18 protein-coding genes and 1 pseudogene are annotated in these 18,184 nt (G+C 58.1%); 9 read left to right on the top strand and 10 right to left on the bottom strand.

The annotated features are described in order from the left end of the window. The first annotated feature begins 3 nt into the window (after window positions 1-3). On the top strand, window positions 4-1,014 hold the full coding sequence (locus tag AC236I_RS21645; protein WP_484636749.1) for an Ldh family oxidoreductase: 1,011 nt from the start codon (window positions 4-6) through the stop codon (window positions 1,012-1,014). A 140-nt stretch (window positions 1,015-1,154) separates the two neighbouring features. Here the strand turns inward: AC236I_RS21645 and AC236I_RS21640 are convergent, their stop codons facing one another. Both AC236I_RS21640 and AC236I_RS21635 read right to left on the bottom strand, forming a co-directional pair. Then, on the bottom strand, window positions 1,155-2,375 hold the full coding sequence (locus tag AC236I_RS21640) for an amino acid deaminase (protein WP_123629094.1): 1,221 nt from the start codon (window positions 2,373-2,375) through the stop codon (window positions 1,155-1,157). Between the two features lie 79 nt (window positions 2,376-2,454). After that, a pseudogene (locus AC236I_RS21635) lies at window positions 2,455-2,600 on the bottom strand (hypothetical protein). On the opposite strand from AC236I_RS21635, the gene AC236I_RS21630 reads away from it, so the two are divergent. The 5 genes from AC236I_RS21630 (at window position 2,578) to AC236I_RS21610 (ending at window position 7,551) form a co-directional block, all read left to right on the top strand. Then, window positions 2,578-4,017 carry an N-acyl-D-amino-acid deacylase family protein gene (locus AC236I_RS21630; RefSeq protein WP_044351321.1) on the top strand — a complete coding sequence of 480 codons (1,440 nt, stop codon included), beginning with the start codon at window positions 2,578-2,580 and terminating at the stop codon, window positions 4,015-4,017. The pseudogene AC236I_RS21635 and the gene AC236I_RS21630 sit on opposite strands and share 23 nt — an antisense overlap. 10 nt (window positions 4,018-4,027) lie before the next feature. Continuing rightward, complete coding sequence (locus AC236I_RS21625; protein ID WP_004857591.1) at window positions 4,028-4,420, top strand: RidA family protein; 393 nt, start codon at window positions 4,028-4,030, stop codon at window positions 4,418-4,420. Between the two features lie 174 nt (window positions 4,421-4,594). Next, window positions 4,595-6,082, top strand: coding sequence for a sodium:solute symporter family protein (locus tag AC236I_RS21620; protein WP_004857593.1), 1,488 nt, complete (start codon window positions 4,595-4,597; stop codon window positions 6,080-6,082). 10 nt (window positions 6,083-6,092) lie between these two features. Further along, window positions 6,093-6,965, top strand: a complete 873-nt coding sequence (locus AC236I_RS21615; protein ID WP_160873252.1) for a 2-dehydro-3-deoxygalactonokinase — start codon at window positions 6,093-6,095, stop codon at window positions 6,963-6,965. After that, window positions 6,952-7,551, top strand: a complete 600-nt coding sequence (locus tag AC236I_RS21610; RefSeq protein ID WP_100663318.1) for a 2-dehydro-3-deoxy-6-phosphogalactonate aldolase — start codon at window positions 6,952-6,954, stop codon at window positions 7,549-7,551. Before AC236I_RS21615 ends, AC236I_RS21610 begins: the two co-directional genes overlap by 14 nt. Here the strand turns inward: AC236I_RS21610 and AC236I_RS21605 are convergent. Both AC236I_RS21605 and AC236I_RS21600 read right to left on the bottom strand, forming a co-directional pair. Continuing rightward, window positions 7,548-8,411 (bottom strand): MurR/RpiR family transcriptional regulator, encoded by an 864-nt coding sequence (locus AC236I_RS21605; protein WP_004857599.1) that lies wholly within the window; start codon window positions 8,409-8,411, stop codon window positions 7,548-7,550. The two genes, AC236I_RS21610 and AC236I_RS21605, sit on opposite strands and share 4 nt — an antisense overlap. 79 nt (window positions 8,412-8,490) lie before the next feature. Further along, window positions 8,491-9,024, bottom strand: coding sequence for a GNAT family N-acetyltransferase (locus AC236I_RS21600; protein WP_032716524.1), 534 nt, complete (start codon window positions 9,022-9,024; stop codon window positions 8,491-8,493). A gap of 32 nt (window positions 9,025-9,056) precedes the next feature. On the opposite strand from AC236I_RS21600, the gene AC236I_RS21595 reads away from it, so the two are divergent. Then, window positions 9,057-9,890, top strand: coding sequence for a GNAT family N-acetyltransferase (locus tag AC236I_RS21595; protein ID WP_015585197.1), 834 nt, complete (start codon window positions 9,057-9,059; stop codon window positions 9,888-9,890). 49 nt (window positions 9,891-9,939) lie between these two features. Here the strand turns inward: AC236I_RS21595 and opgB are convergent, their stop codons facing one another. The 6 genes from opgB to AC236I_RS21565 all read right to left on the bottom strand — a co-directional run bounded on the left by opgB (window position 9,940) and on the right by AC236I_RS21565 (window position 15,770). After that, on the bottom strand, window positions 9,940-12,231 hold the full coding sequence (opgB, locus tag AC236I_RS21590; RefSeq protein WP_015585196.1) for a phosphatidylglycerol--membrane-oligosaccharide glycerophosphotransferase: 2,292 nt from the start codon (window positions 12,229-12,231) through the stop codon (window positions 9,940-9,942). Window positions 12,232-12,488: 257 nt separating this feature from the next. Beyond that, complete coding sequence (locus AC236I_RS21585) at window positions 12,489-12,983, bottom strand: YjjA family protein (RefSeq protein WP_004857608.1); 495 nt, start codon at window positions 12,981-12,983, stop codon at window positions 12,489-12,491. A gap of 65 nt (window positions 12,984-13,048) precedes the next feature. Beyond that, the gene (gene dnaC / locus AC236I_RS21580) at window positions 13,049-13,786 is read right to left on the bottom strand and encodes a replicative helicase loader DnaC (RefSeq protein WP_015585195.1); all 738 of its coding nucleotides are present in this window, start codon (window positions 13,784-13,786) and stop codon (window positions 13,049-13,051) included. Window positions 13,787-13,788: 2 nt separating this feature from the next. Further along, window positions 13,789-14,328: a primosomal protein DnaT gene (dnaT, locus tag AC236I_RS21575; protein WP_004857612.1), complete on the bottom strand. Its 540-nt coding sequence runs from the start codon at window positions 14,326-14,328 to the stop codon at window positions 13,789-13,791. A 201-nt stretch (window positions 14,329-14,529) separates the two neighbouring features. Then, window positions 14,530-15,003 (bottom strand): threonine/serine exporter, encoded by a 474-nt coding sequence (locus AC236I_RS21570; RefSeq protein WP_004857614.1) that lies wholly within the window; start codon window positions 15,001-15,003, stop codon window positions 14,530-14,532. Further along, complete coding sequence (locus tag AC236I_RS21565) at window positions 14,994-15,770, bottom strand: threonine/serine exporter family protein (protein WP_015585194.1); 777 nt, start codon at window positions 15,768-15,770, stop codon at window positions 14,994-14,996. The genes AC236I_RS21570 and AC236I_RS21565 overlap by 10 nt, the downstream gene beginning before the upstream one ends. Before the next feature lie 286 nt (window positions 15,771-16,056). Here AC236I_RS21565 and pobA point away from each other — a divergent pair, with 286 nt between their 5' ends. Continuing rightward, window positions 16,057-17,241 carry a 4-hydroxybenzoate 3-monooxygenase gene (gene pobA, locus AC236I_RS21560; RefSeq protein ID WP_015585193.1) on the top strand — a complete coding sequence of 395 codons (1,185 nt, stop codon included), beginning with the start codon at window positions 16,057-16,059 and terminating at the stop codon, window positions 17,239-17,241. Window positions 17,242-17,263: 22 nt separating this feature from the next. Further along, a complete protein-coding gene (locus tag AC236I_RS21555; protein ID WP_004857621.1) occupies window positions 17,264-18,133 on the top strand; it encodes a helix-turn-helix domain-containing protein in 870 nt (289 codons plus the stop codon). The last annotated feature ends 51 nt before the right edge of the window (window positions 18,134-18,184 follow it).

The raw sequence follows: 18,184 nt of genomic DNA, 5'->3' as shown, positions 1-18,184 counted from the left end.
GTCATGGAAACGGTAACCCTGTCGTTACCCGAAGCTTATGCGCTGGCGATGCGGACGCTGAGCGCTAATGGATTCAGCGAGGATCACGCGGCGGCGGTAGCGCGCAACGTCACCGGCGGGGAGCGTGATGGCTGCGCTTCCCACGGCCTGTGGCGGCTACTGGGGATCGTGGACACCCTGCGTAAAGGTAAGGTCTCCCCGGATGCCGAACCGCAGATTGACGATCGGGCGCCGGGGATTGTGCGCGTCGATGCCGGCGGCGCGTTTTCGCTGCTGGCGTTTGAGCGCGCGCTGCCGCTGCTGGTGGAGAAGGCGCGCCGCAGCGGTATCGCCGCGCTGGCCATCAACCGCTGCGTGCATTTTTCGGCGCTGTTTGCCGATATCGAACCGTTGACGGATGCCGGCCTGGTCGGGCTGGCCTGCACGCCGGGCCATGCATGGGTGGCGCCTGCGGGCGGCAGCCTGCCGCTGTTTGGCACCAATCCTGTCGCCTTTGGCTGGCCGCGGGGGGATAAGCCGCCGTTTATTTTTGATATGGCCACCAGCGTGGCGGCGCGCGGCGAGATTCAACTGCATCAACGTGCCGGGAAAGCGTTACCGGAAGGATGGGGGATTGATCGTCAGGGCCAGCCGACTACGGACGCCGGAGCTGTGCTGGCCGGGGCGATGCTGACCTTTGGTGGCTATAAAGGATCGGCGCTGGCGGCGATGGTCGAGCTGCTTGCCGGGCCGCTGATTGGCGACATGACCAGCGCGGAATCGCTGGCGTGGGACGGTGGCGCGGGCGGGCTACCCTACGGCGGCGAGCTGATTCTGGCGCTGGATCCGCAGCGGTTCCTCGGTGCGGAGGCTGATGCACATCTGGCTCGCGCGGAGACGCTGTTTAACAGCATGCAGGCGCAAGGGGCGAGACTCCCGGGCGAACGGCGCTATCTCTGCCGCCAGGAGAGTGAATGCCAGGGCGTCACCATTAGCCGTTCGTTGTTTGATGAGATTTCCGCGTTGAGCGAGTAGTTGAACCGCCCGCGGAGTTATCGGGGCCTTGGGCGACAGGAGAGCGGCGGTTTCCCCGGCGGCGTTGTGCTTGCCGGGGCGACAGAGAGCGGTGGTTTCTGGCAACCGAATAAGACGTCAGCCGCTAACCGTAAACGTCATCAGAACAAGGTGTCCAGCTCCTCGAGCACGTTGTACTCGTCATCCACCAGCAGCAGGGTTTTCCACTTATCGAAGGTCAGACACGGATGAGAGGTGCCAAACAGCACAATATCGCCGACCTGCACATCGCAGCCCGGCGCCAGGCGCAGCATGCAGTGCTGATCCATAATCCCGACGCTGACTATCTCGTCGGCCTGCAGCGGTAATGCTTTGCCGTGGCGATAGTGGGCGACAGGCTGTGGGAGTCCGGCATCGAAGGCGCAGTCGCGCTTGCCGAAATTGACCACCGCGCGATCCGCCTCCGGGACCGACTGCACCATCGCCATCAGCTCCAGCGCAGAGGTCAGGTCGCCGCCGAGATCGCAGGCGATCGGATCGCGGGCGATCAGCTCCTGCCGGGCAATCTCATAGATCCCCACATCATGAGTGATGTAACAGCCCGGTCGGATCACCACCCGGCAGCGATCCGGCTTCTGTGCGGCCAGCCACACGTTGCACACCACGTCATACCAGACGGTCCCCGCGCCGGTCAGAATAAACTCACCCTCAACCAGCGGCGCCATCTGGCAGGCGAGCCCGGCGGCCTGACGCAGCAGCGCTTCAACCTGCGGCTGCGGATCGTCGCCGTGCAGCACCCCTTCGTACAGTTCCAGCCCGCGAAGCGTCAGGCCCGGTAGCGTGGCGACCTCCTGGGCCAGCGCCAGCGCCGCGTCCACGCTCCGGCAGCCGCAGCGCCCGCCGGGAACGCCCAGCTCAATGAGAACATCCAGCGTTTGCTGGCGCGTGCTGAAGAACGCCGACAGAGTGCGGGCATTCGCCAGGCTATCCACGCAGCAGAGAAAATCCACCGCCCGGTAGTGGGCCTTCAGTTGTGAAACCACCTGCATGTTGGCCTGACCGACCAGCTGATTGACCATTAAGACGCGCTCAATTCCGCTGGCCATCGCTGCGCTGGCCTGCCAGGCGCTTCCCACCCCGATACCCCATGCTCCCGCCCGCTGCTGGGCCTGAAAAATCCATGGCGTCATCGTCGTTTTCCCGTGCGGCGCCAGCGAGACGCCGCGGGTATCGGCATAGCGCTGCATCCAGGCAATGTTATTTTCCAGCGCTGTTTTTTTCACCAGCGCCGCGGGCAGGCAGACCTCTTCAGCCAGCAGGTTGGCCGGGCAGGCCATGACGGCGGATTTATGCGGGACAAGCGTATCGGAGTGGTATTTCATAACACTATCCTTTCAAGGTTCAGGTACGGGTTTCAGATGGGTATCATATATAACTTGTTGATATTAATTGTTTTAATACTTAAATATTATCCGTTGTGAATAAAAGTATCACAAAACGATCTGGATTTTGCGTAGTTTTCCACTGTTTTTTCACCTTGTAAATGGTTAACTTGTCGGCATAGTCGAAAGGGAGTAATTGCAAATGAAGGTTGACTGGCTTTTCAAGAACGTCACGGTGATTGATGGAAGCGGCGGACCGCAGTATCGCGGCGACGTGGCGGTGAAGGGCGATCGTATTGTCGACATCGCGCCGGCGCTGAATGTGGCGGCTGACCGCGAGATTGACGGCGAGGGGCGCGTGCTGGCGCCGGGGTTTATTGATGTGCATACCCATGACGATATCAACGTCATTCGTATTCCGGAGTATCTGCCAAAACTGAGCCAGGGCGTGACGACGGTTATTGTCGGGAATTGCGGGATCAGCGCGGCGATGGCGACAATGCGCGGCGATGTTCCTGATCCGATGAACCTGCTGGGTGAACAGGCGCAGTTTATCTATCCCACCGTTGAAGCATACGCGCACGCTGTGGAAGCGGCCCGGCCGTCGCTCAACGTCGGGACGCTGATTGGTCATACCGCGCTGCGTAATAACCATATGGACGATCTGTTCCGTCCGGCAACGGAGAGCGAGATTGCCGGGATGCGCGTCCAGCTGCGCGATGCGTTACGCCAGGGAGCGCTTGGCCTGAGCACCGGGTTGGCCTATGCCAGCGCTTTCCAGTCCACCACCGAAGAGGTGATGGCGCTGGCGGAAGAGCTGGCGGCGGAGAAGGGCATTTATACGACCCATCTGCGTTCTGAATTTGAACCTATTCTGGATGCTCTCGACGAAGCGTTCCGCATCGGGCGTCACGGCAACGTCCCGGTGGTGGTTTCACATCATAAATGCGCCGGGGCAAAGAACTGGGGACGCACGCGGGAGACGCTGGCCTTCTTCGATGAGATGCGCCAGCGCCAGGAGATTGCCTGCGACTGCTACCCGTATTCCGCCAGCTCCTCAACGCTGGATATGAAACAGGTCACCGATGAGTTCGATATTGTGATCACCTGGTCGGAATCCCGGCCGGAACAGGCGGGAAAAACGCTTAAGCAGATTGCCGATGCGTGGCAGATGAGCCTGCATGAGGCGGCGGCGCAGCTGATGCCTGCCGGGGCTATCTACTACAACATGGATGAGCAGGATGTCCGGCGGGTGATGCGCTATCCCGTCACGATGATCGGCTCCGATGGGTTGCCCAACGACCCGATGCCGCATCCGCGTTTATGGGGCGCTTTTCCCCGGGTGCTTGGCCATTACAGCCGTGATGAGCAGCTGTTTCCGCTGACCACGGCGATTCACAAAATGACCGGCCTGTCGGCAGCGCGCTTCCGGCTGGCGCAGCGCGGGCTGGTTAAAGTCGGTTATTTTGCCGATCTGGTGCTGTTCGATCCGCTGACGGTGCGTGATGTGGCCAGCTTCTCCGACCCGAAACAGCCCGCGGAAGGGATCGAGGCGGTGATGGTGAACGGCATCATGAGCTACGGCAGCGATAAAAAAATTACCGGGCGGGCAGGGCGTTTCCTGCGTCGCCAGATGGACTAAGGAGCGGAATATGAGTATCAAACGTTATGGCGTTGAAGGCGGGACCGGAACCGGCGGGCAGCATCTGCCCTTCGCGCGGGCGGTTGAAGCCGGGGGCTGGCTGTATGTCTCCGGCCAGACGCCGATGAAAAACGGGGAAGTGGTAGAAGGCGGCATTGTTGAGCAGTCGCGGCTGGCGATTCAGAACTGCGTCGATATCATGACCGAAGCAGGCTACAGCCTGGCGGATGTGGTGCATGTGAAAGTGATTCTGACCGACTCACGCTATTTCCAGTCATTCAATAAAGTGTTCCGCGAGTTCTTTGCTGAGAATCCCCCCGCACGCATTTGTTGCGTTGCCGATCTGGTGGTGGATTGTAAAGTCGAAGTGGATGTGACCTGCTATAACGTCGCTCGCGTGTAAATAAGAATTCCCCACCGCCGGGTGGGGAGTGACCCATAAAAATGTGACAATCGTGCCAAATTGACTCCATCAATCGGCGCGAGCAGGGTTGCTTTGCCTTTTTTCTGGCATCGTTACGATTAACTCATAATATTCAGCGGTACGAATATTATTTATTACGCCTGGATGTGAGCAATGAATAATATGTCATTCCTGATTTGGTTTTCTGTTTATGCCTGCGCCATGATTACCTTAGGTTGGTATGTTTCTCGCAAGCAAAAAAACGGTGATGATTTTTTACTGGGCGGCCGCTCTCTGCCGATGTTTCTGACGCTGGGTTCGACGGTGGGCACCATGGTCGGCACCGGTTCGAGCGTGGGTGCCGTGGGCTTTGGCTACAGCAACGGCTGGGCGGGGATGCTGTATGGCCTCGGCGGCGCGGTGGGCATTTTACTGGTCGCGTGGTTATTTGCGCCGGTACGTAAATTTCGCTTTATGACTATGAGCGAAGAGATGTCCTATTATACCGGTGGCAGTAAAATTATTAAAAACCTGGTAGCGATCCTTATTTTTATTGCCTCAATTGGCTGGCTTGGCGCGCATATATTAGGCGGCGGGCTCTATCTGGCATGGGCCAGCGGTATTGATATTAATGTCGCCAAAGTCATTATCGCGCTGGCATTTGTGGTTTATGTCGGTATTGGCGGCTATTCCGCGGTCGTCTGGATCGATACGGTTCAATCGATTGTGCTGTTCGTGGGTTTTATTCTGATGGCGATTTTTGCCGTCCAGCACGTGGGCGGCTGGAGCCATATTCAGCAGGCCGTCGACCCGGCAGCACAGAGCCTGTTTGCCGTCGATAAACTCGGGGTGCTGCCCGCGCTCTCGCTGGCGATCGTCATTGGCGTGGGCGTCCTGGCGACGCCGTCCTATCGTCAGCGTATCTACTCGGCGAAAACCGTCTCCTCCGTGCGCCAGTCCTTCACCATCACCGGACTGCTATACCTCGGTTTCTCCTTCCTGCCGGCGATTATCGGCATGGCGGTGTGGACCATGAATGCGAACCTCGAAAACAGCGGTTTTGCCTTCCTGTTTGCCACTCAGGTGCTGCCGCCGGTGCTGGCGATGGCGATCCTGATTGCCGGGATGTCGGCCAATATGTCCTCCGGCAGCTCTGATGCGATTGCCGCGGTGTCTATTATGCTGCGCGACCTCTATACCCTTGTGACCGGCCATATGCCCGCGCCGGAGAAAGCGATTCGTCTGTCGCGAATGTTCCTCGTGCTGGTTATTGCCCTGGCGCTGGTGTTTGCGCTGACCTCTAACGACATCATCAGCTACATCACCAAAATGATCTCGATGATCATGTCCGGCATGTTCATCTGCACCATGCTCGGCCGTTTCTGGACGCGCTTTAACTGGCAGGGGGCGGTAGCCGCTCTGGCTGGTGGGGCTGGGGCATCGGTGGCAGTGCTGATGAACAGCGACTGGCTGGCCTTCTGGGGCAATCCGTGTATCCCGTCGGTGCTCACCAGCCTGGTCGCGTCGGTGGTGGTGACGTTGATCACGCCGGCCAGCAGCATGAGCCGGGAAGAGGCGCTGGAGATGATCACCCGCGAACGTGAAAGCCGTCCGGCGGCACCGCCGCTGCCGATTGGCAAACGCCATCCGTCGCAGAGCTAAGGGAGGCGTAATGAAGAGCTATATTGCCGTCGACTGGGGCTCGACACGGCTGCGCGGCTGGCTGATTCGCGACGGAAAATGCGTGGAGACAATGCAGCTTCCTCTCGGGGTCTCGCGGCTCAACGGACAATCGCCGGCGGAGGTTTTCCACCGGTATCTGACGCCGTGGCGCGCAGCCGCGGAGCTACCGGTAGTCATGGCCGGAATGATCGGTAGCGATGCGGGCTGGCAGGCGGTGCCCTACCTGGCCTGCCCGGCGGAGATTGATGAACCGGGGCGTCAGCTGTTTGCCGTTGCTGACGGCGTGTGGATTGTTCCCGGCCTTAAGGTAGAACAGCGCGGGGATTACAACGTGATGCGCGGGGAGGAGACGCAGCTGCTTGGCGCATCGCAGATAGCGCCGGCGACGTGCTACGTGATGCCGGGTACGCACTGTAAATGGGTGCAGGTTGAACAGGGCGTGGTGCGCCACTTCGCCACCGCGATGACCGGAGAGCTGCATCATCTGCTGCTTAGCCAGTCGCTGATCGGTAAACAGCTTCCCGACCAGCAGGCGGATGAGGCGGCATTTACCCTTGGGCTGGAAAAGGGGAGGGAGGCGCCGTCGCTGGTGGTTGACCTGTTCGGCGCCCGTGCCGCGCGGATACTGGGCGCGCTGTCGCCGACATCGGTCAGCGACTATCTCTCAGGTCTCCTGATTGGCGCGGAGGTGGCGGCGCTCCGCGAACGCTACCGCGCGACGCACATCACGCTGGTGGGGGAACCGGCGCTAAATGAACGCTATCGTCGGGCGATGGCGGCCCACGGAGTGACGGTCAACAGCTGTCGCGGGGATGAGGCATTTCTGCGCGGCATCGCGAGGATTATCCATGAACACGTTTAAACTGGTCGCGATTTTGCGCGGCATTGGTCCGCAAGAGGCGGCGGAGCATATTGAGATACTGATTGACGCCGGCTTTCGCTATATCGAAATCCCGCTCAACTCGCCGGAGTGGCAGCGCAGTATTCCGCAGATGGTGGCGCAGTTCGGCGCCCGGGCGGTGATTGGCGCAGGGACGGTGCTTAACGTCGGGCAGGTTGATATCCTGGCGCAGGCCGGGGCGAAGCTGATCGTGACGCCCAATATGCAGCCGGCGGTGATTCGCCGGGCGGTCGAGCAGGGGATGCTGGTTTGTGCCGGCTGCGCCACCGCGACAGAGGCCTTTAGCGCGCTGGAGGCCGGGGCACAGTGGCTGAAGATTTTCCCTTCATCCAGCTTTGGCCCGGACTATATTCGTGCTCTTAAGGCGGTGCTGCCGCCTGACGTGCCGGTGCTGGCGGTTGGCGGCGTGACGCCGGAAAACCTGGCAACCTGGGTGCAGGCCGGCTGTTCGGGGGCGGGATTAGGCAGCGATCTCTATCGCCCCGGGCAGCCGCCGGAACAGACCCGGGAGCAGGCCAGACGCTTTATCGCTGCGAGCCTGGTTTAATCACCCAGCGGCTGACGGTCGACGCCGCCGCGGTGGCTGTCGAGCGCCAGCTTGATACGGCGCAGCCGATCTTTCGCCTGCGGTTTGTTGGCCATCGCCAGTTCGGTGGCCAGCACATCCACCATCGCCAGCATGGCATAACGGGACGTGCTGGGTTTGAAGATATAGTCGTTTTCGCGTACCAGCAGCGGTAAGACGAGGTCCGCCTGATCGGCCAGCGGCGTTCCCGCTGGCGTAATCGCAATTACTTTCGCGCCGTACTGCCTGGCGATAGCCGCGCTTTCAATCATCTCTTTGGTATATCCTCCGAGCGACAGGACGATCACCACGTCTTTTGGCGTCACGGCGGAGCTCATCATCCGTACCAGCAGGCCGTCGTTCTGACTGACGACCGGCAGGCCGAGGCGGAACAGGCGGTACTGGATCTCCTGGGCGCAGATGGTTGAACCGCCGCCCATGCCGATGGCCAGAATTTGCCGCGCGTCGCTCAGCCAGGAGACGGCGCGCTTCAGCGCCTCAATATCCAGCGCCCGGCGGTTGGTTTCCAGCACGCCGATGATGGATTCGTAAATGCCCTGCACGCCTTCGAGATCCGGCACATCGAGAATAAAGCGCTGACCGACAGCCAGAGACTGCGCGAGCTTCATCTTCAGCTCACGGACATCTTTGCACCCCAACGCCCGGGCGAAACGGGTCACCGAAGCCTGGCTGGTGTTGGTCAAACGGGCGATTTCGGCGATGGGTAACTCTGCCGCCGCGGCGACATCATCGAGGATAAACTGGGCGATGCGCTTTTCGGTGACGGTCAGCTCGAGAAAGCGATCGGTGATGCAGGAAATGATATCGATCGAGTAGGCCATAGGGAGTACCAGACGGTAAAGTTAGCATGATACTTTGTACCATATTCACCCCATAAACACAGCCCTGGCCGGAGACGACTTACAGCGTCAGGCGCATGGCGCAGCGCGTTTCCGGCGGCAGACCGTGCTCCGTTTCCAGCGCCCTTTTTGCCGCCAGTCCCGCCGGCAGCCTTAGCTCGCTCAGCATTGAAAACCCCAGGCGCGTATAAAACGGCGCATTCCACGGCACGTCGCGAAAGGTGGTGAGGGTGACCGCCGGATACGCCGCCTGCCGGGCGCTCTCAATGACCTGCTCCAGCATCATGCGGCCAATGCCTCGCCCCTGCCACGCCTGATGAACGGCGATCTCGACGATAAACAGGGCATCGTCCAGCGGTTCGGTCAGCAGGAAGCCTATCGGTCGTTCATCGGCCACGGCCAGCAGGCTATGGTCAGTTTCAAGAAACAGGCGGTGGCGCTCGGGGCTTATGACTTCGCTTTCCGCCAGCCAGGCCAGCGCCGGAATCTGGCGAAAAGACTGGGCCGCCGAGCGCTCAATCGCGGGCAGGAGAGGAATGTCGTTCTCCTGAGTCAGGCGAAAAGTCGTTGCGGCGGTTATAGTGTTATTTTTCATCGCTTCAGCATAGCAATTTTCGGGAGAAATGCATGGCATTGATAGCCGTCCCAGCTACCGGTTTTAGCAGCGAGCAGTTAAGCACGATCCTCAGCGATTGTTTTGAAGATTACCTGGTGCCGGTTTCACTGCCGGTGGCGGTGTTCGTTCAGCGCTTCGGTTCCGAGGGACTGAGCCTGCTCGACTCCTGCGTCTGGCTGGATGGCGGGACGCCGGCGGCAATCGCCATCGTGGCCCGGCGCGGCGATGAGGCGAGACTGGCGGCTTTTGCGGTGCGTCCGGCCTGGCGCGGCAAAGGCATGGGCCGTCGGCTGATGACGCCGCTCATGGCCTCGCTGCGGAAGCAGGGCGTGCGGCGAATGTGGCTGGAGGTGATCCGCGAAAACTATGCGGCGGTGGCGCTGTACCAGTCTTTAGGCTTTGTTGTACATCATGGGCTATGCGGATTTGTCAGTACCCGGGCGGAGGATACCGCGGCGGTGCTGGAAGAGGGGGATGTGCTCCCTCTGTTGCGCAGAGCCGGAGCGGAGATCAACGGTCGTCTGCCGTGGCTGATGGATCCGTTGACCTTCGCCACGCTGCCATGCCGGGCGCTCACTCTGAACCAGCAGGCTTTTGCCGTGCTGGCAACCTTAACCTCCACGCCGCAGCTACAGTTTTTGTGGGTTGAGCCCTCCGTTCGCGGCCACGGGCTGGCGCATGAGATGCTGAGGGCGCTGGCCCGCCAGTTCCCCGGCCTGAGTACTTCGGTGATCATTCCCGAATCATTTACGCCGCTGTTTAGCGCGGCAGGGTATGCGACCCTGGCGCTGAAGCAGTATGAGATGTGCGTGGAGTTCAGCGGGTTACCGCCTGCCGAATGCTAGCGAATGCGTGAAGGCGCCCCGGTTCAGGTCATGAGCCGGGGCGGCAGCGTTAACCGTCGCTTTTTACCACTTTAAGATCCACCATGCCGATTCCCAGCTGACGCGGCGCGTGGCCAAGGATATTCCCTTCGTTGGTGGACTGCGGATCCGGCGGAACGATAATCAACGTATCGCTGCGCGACGGATTGTCGAAATGCAGAGTGGTGGTGGAAACCTCGTTGGCCAGGGTGAGGATTTGTTCGCTGTTGCCCACGCGGACCGGGATCGGTTTATTGGCGTTCGGCCCGTAGGCTTTGGCGGTAATCACCAGATCGAATTTTTCCGGTAGCGGCTCTTTATATTCAATCTTCACCTCGCTGCCGAGCTGGGCGTTAGACCAGCGGCCCCACGATTCCGGGCGGGAGATCCCGCTGAACTGCCTGACCTCTTCCGGCGCGCCGGCAACGTTAAAGACAAAGCTGTCGGCTTTGTAACGAATATCGTTATCGACGATCTTCAGGGTATCGACGTTGCCTTTGTAGCGCTGCATATCGATAACGGTATCTTTAAACGCCGTTTTTCCCTGCCACCGGGGCTTATCAACATGCTGCACCTTCTGTTCGCCGCCGAGCTGGCCCTGGGAAACGCACCAGTCGGTGGAGAGCGCCAGCTCAGAGGACCACAGCTGGCCCATTTTGTAGCAGCGATCGATCCACACGAAGTTATCCCGTGGGGCAAAATCGGCCAGCTGGAAGCGCAGCGGGGCGGAATATTCACTCTCCGGCAGCGGCTCAACGCGTTTATCGGATACCCGCAGCAGCAGCGGGAGGCGGAAATGGCTGCCGGAGAATGAGATCGTGTTCTTTTGGCTGTCGATGGTGAAGTTTTTCATCTCTTTCGGGAAGTTCCACAGGCGGATGATATCCGGTTTCCAGGCCAGCACTTTCTCTTTCATATTCATGAAAATACCGGACAGCGATTGCCCGGACAGGCTGCTGCGGCCCAGACCGATAAAGTTATCGCCGCCAAGGATGTCCAGCACCGTGGCGCCGTTGTCCATGGTGTTGCGCTTCACGGCCAGCGTCTCCTGCTGCGGCTGGTCGCCGCGCAGAACAAAGAACAGGTTGCTGCGATCCTGTTTGTTGAGATAGTCCCAGGCGGTGTTTTTCATCGCCAGATGATCGGAAGAGACCACGATGACCGTATTTTTGAAATACGGAGAGGCTTTGATTTTCTCAATCAATGCCGCGATATGCTCCTGACTACAGGTGACCGCGCTAAAGGAGAGATTCTTTTTCCCGCCGATGTCATAGCTTTTACGCTGGCAGGTGCGGGAGATAAAACCGTCCGGATGATGGGTGTCGACCGTCAGCGCAAAGAGCGAGAAGCGTTTGCCGGATTGAGAAAGTTCTTCGAATTTTTTCCAGGTTTCATCCAGAACGGTGTCATCGTAGAAGCCCCAGTCATTGCGGTAAGCGGGGTCGGCAACCGTGGTTTTCAGCTCTTCAGCGCCGTACAGGTAGTCAAAACCGTGTGATTTCAGGAACACATCTTTGCCGGCGAAACGCAGGTTGGCGCCCTGTACGAAATAGTTTTCATAGCCGGAGTTTTTCAGAATGTCGCCGAGGCAGATATTCTGCGGGAAGAAGCTGGAGACCGAGGCGGAGGCGTTGCCTTCAAACGGCGCAAACAGAGGAATACCGCACTGGGAAGCCACCATGCCAGCGATGGTGTAATCGGTACCCGGAAGCTGGGTGGTGTTGCTGAAATCGAGGCCTTCGTTTTTTAGTTTGCCGAGTTCGGGCGTCAGATCGGGAAAGGCGTCGTTATCAAAATAGGTACGTTCGAGGCTTTCCCCGTAGATATAGACCAGGTTCAGCTTCGGGTTCGGAATGCTCTTCGCCGGCTCTTTGTAATAGGCGATAAAATCGGGATCGCCGTCGCGGGACTGCGATTTGACCAGTTCGCTGATTTGACGAAACGCCGGGCTGGCATCCACGGAGGCCAGCGCCAGAACCAGCGCCAGCAGGCTGTAGCCGAAATGATGAGGATGGTGGCGGCGACGGCGCAACACCCATCCCAGCGCGCTGAATACGGTCACCAGCGCCGCTACCAGCCCGACGCCGGGAAGAATGTATTTACTGACGCCGGCCCCGGTCAGGCTGTTGGTCAACGTATAGAGGACCGCGTCGTTAATACCGTCCCCGGTGAAGTAGTCGCTGGCGTAGAGGGTAATATTAAGCACCACAAACAGCCCCAGCACCGTTAATGTGGCGGCAAACCACCAGGTGTTACGACCGGCTTTTAAGGCATAAATCACCACCGAGGTGAGGAACAAGGCGATGGATAACAACTCTGACACAATTCATCCTCATTAGCGCCAGTTGACCGCTGGCAGGATAGACTATTTTCCACGTTACACTGTAATTGCAGTGCCATATGGCTGCAATTGTAGAGTCATGAAACTGTGCAGTAGTTCAGAATTGGTTTAGAAATGGTCGTTTTTGATCGGGGTCACATCCCTGAACAACGAGGATCGTGTGCTGAAGAATGACGAAAATCATGGCTGGAGCCGCGTTAACAGCGCTAAGGCGTTAAACGCGGCGTCAGTGAAAAAAATCAGGAGAGGAAGTTAACGCCCTGTTTTAAGACCAGATCGCAGGCTTTGGTTTTCACTTTCTCCGCCAGCGGGCTGCTGCCGAGCGTGTTGAGGTTCAGCTGCTGACCGCTATTATTGCTCAGAAGCCCCTGCAACCCTTCCAGATAGCTGGTGTCCTCTTTCTGTTTTTCCGGCGTGCTGAGGCCGAGTTTATCCAGAACCTGATTTTTGACGTTTTCCGTGTTGGTGACCGAAGCCAGTTTTTGTTTGGCGCAGTAGGACATAATCCCGGCGGCATTGTTCATGCTGCTGGCGGTCAGGGACTGACTGCCACCGTTCAGCAGGCTGGTCAGCGAAGACATCGACAGGGCGCCGCTTTCCTGAGAGCCGCTCTGGCTGCTAAGCTGGCTGGCGGCGCTGGAAAGAGAGTCCTGCCAGGAGGCTGCGTGGGCGCCGGCGGCAAAAAAAACGCCGGCAATCAAGGCGGTGCGGAATAAGAATTTTGCAGATTTCATCAGTGTACTCATCATGGTTACTTAAGCATTTCTGCAGTATAACCCCGGCAGAGTTCGGAAATATCTTAATACTCTTTGCCGGTGACCCGATGACGATAGCTGTCCCAGTTGAAGATGACCCACAGGCTGTTGCCAAGACGCATACGATCCATGACGCGCTCGCCGAGCAGCTTGTTCATCTCGTCCATGTTGCTGTTGGTCAGCATCCCGGTCGGGCGCTTTGATGAGGAGCGGCGATCGACTATCTGGTTGATGATCACTTTCTCGTAGCGCGACTCCGTCTGCATCCCGATCTCATCGATCACCAGCAGATCGACCTTGCTCAGATCGTTAAGGAGCTGTTCTTCGCTGGTTTCCCGATTGCCAAACGTCTCTTTCATCGCCGACATAATATCAGCGACGGTGATGATCAATACCGATTTCCCGCGGAGCAGCAGCTCGTTGCAAATGGCGGCAGCCAGATGGTTTTTGCCGGTGCCGGGTTTGCCGGAAAAGATAAAGCTGGCGATGTTGCCGTCAAACTCTTCAACGTACTGGCGTGCTCTGGACAGCGCGTTCATCTGGCCTTCGCACTCGACCCGATAATTTTCAAACGAACAGTTCTGGTGCAGCGGACGGATGCCGGAGCGGTTAAACGTCCGCTGCATTTTCATGGCGCGGTTTTCGCGCTCCAGCGCTTCAGAACGCAGTTTGCCCTGCTCTTTTTGCCAGGCCAGCAGCTCTTCGCCGGTTTTAAACGCCGGTTCGACATGGGCTGGCATCATTTTTTGCAGACGCTTCATCAGGTCGCCAACGTTTTTCATGCTCATCCTCTGAAACCTCGTGGAATATGGCTATCTGGTTCGCTGACCGTATTCACATCGCGCCGCGGCTGGCCGCCGTTGCTGGCCCGGCCGATCTGTACGCTGCGCGCCAGCTTTTGCTGCCATTGCACATGATGAAAGACTTTGCCTTCCGCCTGCCAGTAGGCGACAAACGCCGCCAGCTCTTCCGGCGTCACCGGTTGGCTGAGGGCGATGCCCCACAGCGCGGCCATGCGCTGGAAATCAGCGTCCGGCTGCCAGTCGGCATACATGGCGAATTTCCCCACGGGGATAGCGGTTGGCGCTGCGCCGGGTTCGTCGAAAAACTGCGTATCGAGCGCAACATCGCTGCCGGGGCGAGCCAGTTTTGCTTCCAGCTCCAGCAGCTGCGCCAGACGTTCCGGCGTGAGCGCGTAGAACGCTGGGGCATTGTTAGCAAAAACGGCAACCGCGCCGCTGGCCGATTTTGCGAGAACGGCCGCATGGTCCTGAATAAAATCATCCAGGCCGCTAAAATCGGTGGTTAATATTCGCGAAGACATAACACTATCTCAATTCTGAACAACAATAGAGAGGGGTAATCGCCCCCGGATACCTGTCGTTTTTCAGGTGCTTCATTGCTGACTACGGGCGTTAATCCGACCCGCTGGTTTCAGGCAGCGTATCGGGATCCCCGCGGCTGTCGCAGTAAAGCAAACTGAAATCCATTGGCTATAGTAGCACAGCGTCGGGCCAAATCCCTGCTATACCCGCGGGCGCTTACGGTACAGCCAGAGACCCGGAATGGAAAGACCGATAGAGAGGGCGCCAACGATGGAGGAAGCCTTGAGGAAATTACTCAGCAGCATGATCATCATCTCTTCCGAGTAGCCAAAATGGCTGATTTTCACCGCCGAGATCATCGCCGTATAGGCGGAAATACCGGGGAACATCGGGATCACGGCTGCGACGGTGAAAATTTTGGGATGCGCCAGGTACCAGCGGGACCATTGAATGCCGATGCTGCCAACCAGCAGAGCGGCGAGGAACGTCGCCCATTCAATATTGAATCCTGCGGTCATCATCACCATACGTGAACCGTGGCCGATCGCTCCCAGCAGCGCACACCAGCGCAGCGCGCGCTGCGGTACGTTAAACACCATGGCAAACCCGGCGGCCGGAATGGCCGACAGCGCCATATCCTGAAGCAGCGCGCACAGATACGAGATTATGCCCATCCGCGTAGCCCCCACATGGTCATTGCCATCACCACGCCAATGCAGGTGGCCAGCGTCAGCAGACTGGCCAGCGCCCAGCGCGCCAGGCCGGTATTGATATGCCCTTTAAACATATCCGCAACGGCGTTAATCAGCGGGAAGCCGGGCACCAGCAGCAGTACGCTGGCGGCCATCGCCACCGTTGACGTGTTGGTAAAGGCGGGAAGGCGCAGCATCAGCCCGGAGATGGTGGTGGCGACAAAGGCGGTGATACAGAAGTTTATCTGCGGATGCATCGAGCGATGGGTCAGGAGCTGGCGAATATACATGGCGATAGTGCTGGCGCAGAAGGTGACCAGCGCACCGTCCCAGCCACCGTTGTTGAGCTTGCAGAAACAGGCGCAGGAGAGCCCCACCATCAGAACCACCAGCCAGCGCGGATAGCGCAGCGGCTTAATCTGCGTAAAGCGCTTCTCCACATCTTTATAATCCAGCAGCTTATGCTCGGCCATAATCACAATATGCTGCACTTCCGTCACCACGTGCATGTTAATGCCGCGATCGATGTTTTTACGCGTAGAGGTCAGGCACTCGCCGTCTTTAATCGTGGTGAGCACAATCGCATTCGAGGAGATGGCGCTTTCAACGCTGTCCATGCCGAGCGCCCGCCCCAGACGAGTCGAGAGCTCCTCAACCAGCGCGCTCTCTGCGCCATGCTGTAACAAGAAAAGTCCACACTGAATACATAGTCGCGTAATTGTGCGCTGAACTGCCCGATCTGCTTGCATAAATACCCGCTGTCCGTCACATCCGATGCCGTCATGTCTGTTGTTACTTTAACCTGAACTCGCGCTTTCTCTGAGGGGGACCGGATCAAACAATGTGCAAAAAGTCGCCGCAGGCGGCCGAAATAGAATTTGAACTCCGCCACACTTTCTTAAAACTGTTGAAAAGTGCATTTTTTGTACGGATTTTTGCCTTCTTTTTCTCGTCCGGGTTATCAAAAATGCAGGAGAGAACTTTTATTAAACAAAAAACAAACAAATAATTAACCATCGAGCGTGAGGCAATTCTATGAAAACACAGGTCGCGATTATCGGGGCGGGCCCCTCCGGGCTGCTGCTGGGACAACTGTTGCATCGAGCCGGGATCGAAACCGTTATTCTCGAGCGGCAAACGCCGGAATATGTGCTGGGGCGCATCCGGGCGGGGATTCTGGAAAGCGGTACCGTCGACCTGCTGCGAGAGGCCGGAGTATCGCAGCGCATGGATGCGGAGGGGCTGGTGCATCATGGGGTTGAGTTTTTATTTGAGGGGCAGCGGGTACCGGTTGCGCTGACAGAGCTGACCGGTGGCAAAAGCGTGATGGTATACGGCCAGACCGAAGTGACCCGGGATTTAATGGCGGCGCGTGCTGACTGCGGAGCGCCGGTTATTTATGGCGTCAGCGACGTGACGATTCAGGATGCGAAGAGCGATCGGCCGTCAGTCTCCTTCGTCAGCGGCGGGGAAACCTGCCGCCTCGAGTGTGATTTTATTGCCGGTTGCGATGGTTTTCACGGTGTCTCGCGACAAAGCATCCCGCGTGACATTCTTAAAGAGTATGAAAGCATCTGGCCGTTTGGCTGGCTGGGGCTGCTGTCGGACACGCCGCCGGTCAACCCGGAGCTGATTTATGCTCACCATGAGCGGGGATTTGTTTTGTGTAGTCAGCGCTCACTAACAAGAAGCCGCTACTATCTGCAGGTCCCGCTGAGCGACAAGGTTGAGGCATGGTCGGACCAACGTTTCTGGGATGAGCTGAAACGCCGTCTGCCGGATGAGCTGTCTGGCAAGTTAGTGACTGGTCACTCACTTGAGAAAAGCATTGCACCGCTGCGTAGCTACGTGGTGGAGCCGATGCAGTACGGGCGGCTGTTCCTGGTGGGCGATGCGGCGCATATCGTGCCGCCGACCGGAGCAAAAGGGCTGAATCTGGCCGCTTCCGATGTGAACTATTTGTGGCGCATTCTGCGGGAGTATTATCACCGCGGTCGCATCGATCTGCTGGCGAGTTATTCTCGTTTTGCTCTTGATCGGGTGTGGAAGGGGGAACGGTTCAGCTGGTTTATGACCCGCCTGCTGCATGATTTTCCGCAGCAAAGCGAGTTTGATAAAAAAATGCAGGCGGCGGACCGTCGCTATTACCTCGGATCGCGCGCCGGGTTGACCACCATAGCGGAAAACTATGTGGGTTTGCCTATGGAGCGTGTGGCGTAGGGAATCAACAGCTGGAGTTGTCATGCAGGCCACCAATACCGTTCCCGTTTTTAAATTGTATGGCGAAGAGCGCGACTGGCCTACGCCCGATCTCCTGCACTGCGAGTCGATTTTGCAGCGCAGCAGCCTGTATGAGTGGCATATCCGCATGCATCAGCATGCGGAGATGGTGCAGCTGCTCTATTTGCATAAAGGCAGGGCGGAGATCGAAATTGAGGGGACTACCACCGTGATGACCGAATCCTGTATTCAGGTGGTGCCGGCGTTGTGCATTCATGGGTTTCGTTTTTCACCCGGCACGCAGGGCTATGTTCTGTCGCTGGCGCTGCCGTTGCTCAGCCATTTTGAACGCCAGTTTGGCCGCCAGCTTGATGTCCTCGGCCAGCCGCAGTGCGTGCCCGTTAAGCACTCCCGCGGGCATATCCGTGCGCTGTTTACGGCATTACGGGAAGAGTATTGCGAAGAGCTGGATGCCCGGGAAATGATGCTGCACTCGCTTTTAGGGGCGCTGCTGGTTTGGCTGAACCGGCAGTGCCGCCCGACGTCGGTCGCCGAAGGGAAAGCGGAACGAAAGCGCAGCGTCATGCGCCATTTCTCTCGTCTTATTGAAAGTCATTACCGCGAACATCTGCCGCTGGCGGAATACGCCCGCCAGGTTGGGCTGTCGGCGACGCACCTCAATTATTTGTGTCGTGAATTTCATGGCTGCAGTGCCTTAGGGGTTTTGCACCAAAGACTGATGCTGGAGGCGCGGCGTAATTTGCAATATACCACGATGACTGTGACTCAACTTTCTGATTATTTGGGGTTTTCAGATGCGACTTATTTTTCCCGTTTTTTTCGTCGCTATAGCGGCGTATCGCCAAAAACATTCAGGAATGAAATTAAATAAAATATGATGTGACAGGTTTTGCGTAATTCTTTCTAAAGTCTGCTTTCATTT

Source organism: Klebsiella sp. Sb-30, assembly GCF_057652795.1.
Note: the sequence above shows the minus strand (reverse complement) of the source record. Positions and strands in the feature narration are given on the sequence as shown.

What these genes read in the sequence shown, in the direction of transcription:
- dnaC (WP_015585195.1), bottom strand. Translation starts at nt 13,786, where the DNA reads ATGAAAAACGTTGGCGACCTGATGAAGCGTCTGCAAAAAATGATGCCA.
- AC236I_RS21620 (WP_004857593.1), top strand. Translation starts at nt 4,595, where the DNA reads ATGAATAATATGTCATTCCTGATTTGGTTTTCTGTTTATGCCTGCGCC.
- AC236I_RS21555 (WP_004857621.1), top strand. Translation starts at nt 17,264, where the DNA reads ATGCAGGCCACCAATACCGTTCCCGTTTTTAAATTGTATGGCGAAGAG.
- AC236I_RS21630 (WP_044351321.1), top strand. Translation starts at nt 2,578, where the DNA reads ATGAAGGTTGACTGGCTTTTCAAGAACGTCACGGTGATTGATGGAAGC.
- AC236I_RS21600 (WP_032716524.1), bottom strand. Translation starts at nt 9,024, where the DNA reads ATGAAAAATAACACTATAACCGCCGCAACGACTTTTCGCCTGACTCAG.
- AC236I_RS21595 (WP_015585197.1), top strand. Translation starts at nt 9,057, where the DNA reads ATGGCATTGATAGCCGTCCCAGCTACCGGTTTTAGCAGCGAGCAGTTA.
- AC236I_RS21585 (WP_004857608.1), bottom strand. Translation starts at nt 12,983, where the DNA reads ATGAAATCTGCAAAATTCTTATTCCGCACCGCCTTGATTGCCGGCGTT.
- dnaT (WP_004857612.1), bottom strand. Translation starts at nt 14,328, where the DNA reads ATGTCTTCGCGAATATTAACCACCGATTTTAGCGGCCTGGATGATTTT.
- AC236I_RS21625 (WP_004857591.1), top strand. Translation starts at nt 4,028, where the DNA reads ATGAGTATCAAACGTTATGGCGTTGAAGGCGGGACCGGAACCGGCGGG.
- AC236I_RS21610 (WP_100663318.1), top strand. Translation starts at nt 6,952, where the DNA reads ATGAACACGTTTAAACTGGTCGCGATTTTGCGCGGCATTGGTCCGCAA.
- AC236I_RS21640 (WP_123629094.1), bottom strand. Translation starts at nt 2,375, where the DNA reads ATGAAATACCACTCCGATACGCTTGTCCCGCATAAATCCGCCGTCATG.
- AC236I_RS21645 (WP_484636749.1), top strand. Translation starts at nt 4, where the DNA reads ATGGAAACGGTAACCCTGTCGTTACCCGAAGCTTATGCGCTGGCGATG.
- AC236I_RS21605 (WP_004857599.1), bottom strand. Translation starts at nt 8,411, where the DNA reads ATGGCCTACTCGATCGATATCATTTCCTGCATCACCGATCGCTTTCTC.
- AC236I_RS21565 (WP_015585194.1), bottom strand. Translation starts at nt 15,770, where the DNA reads ATGCAAGCAGATCGGGCAGTTCAGCGCACAATTACGCGACTATGTATT.
- AC236I_RS21570 (WP_004857614.1), bottom strand. Translation starts at nt 15,003, where the DNA reads ATGGGCATAATCTCGTATCTGTGCGCGCTGCTTCAGGATATGGCGCTG.
- AC236I_RS21615 (WP_160873252.1), top strand. Translation starts at nt 6,093, where the DNA reads ATGAAGAGCTATATTGCCGTCGACTGGGGCTCGACACGGCTGCGCGGC.
- pobA (WP_015585193.1), top strand. Translation starts at nt 16,057, where the DNA reads ATGAAAACACAGGTCGCGATTATCGGGGCGGGCCCCTCCGGGCTGCTG.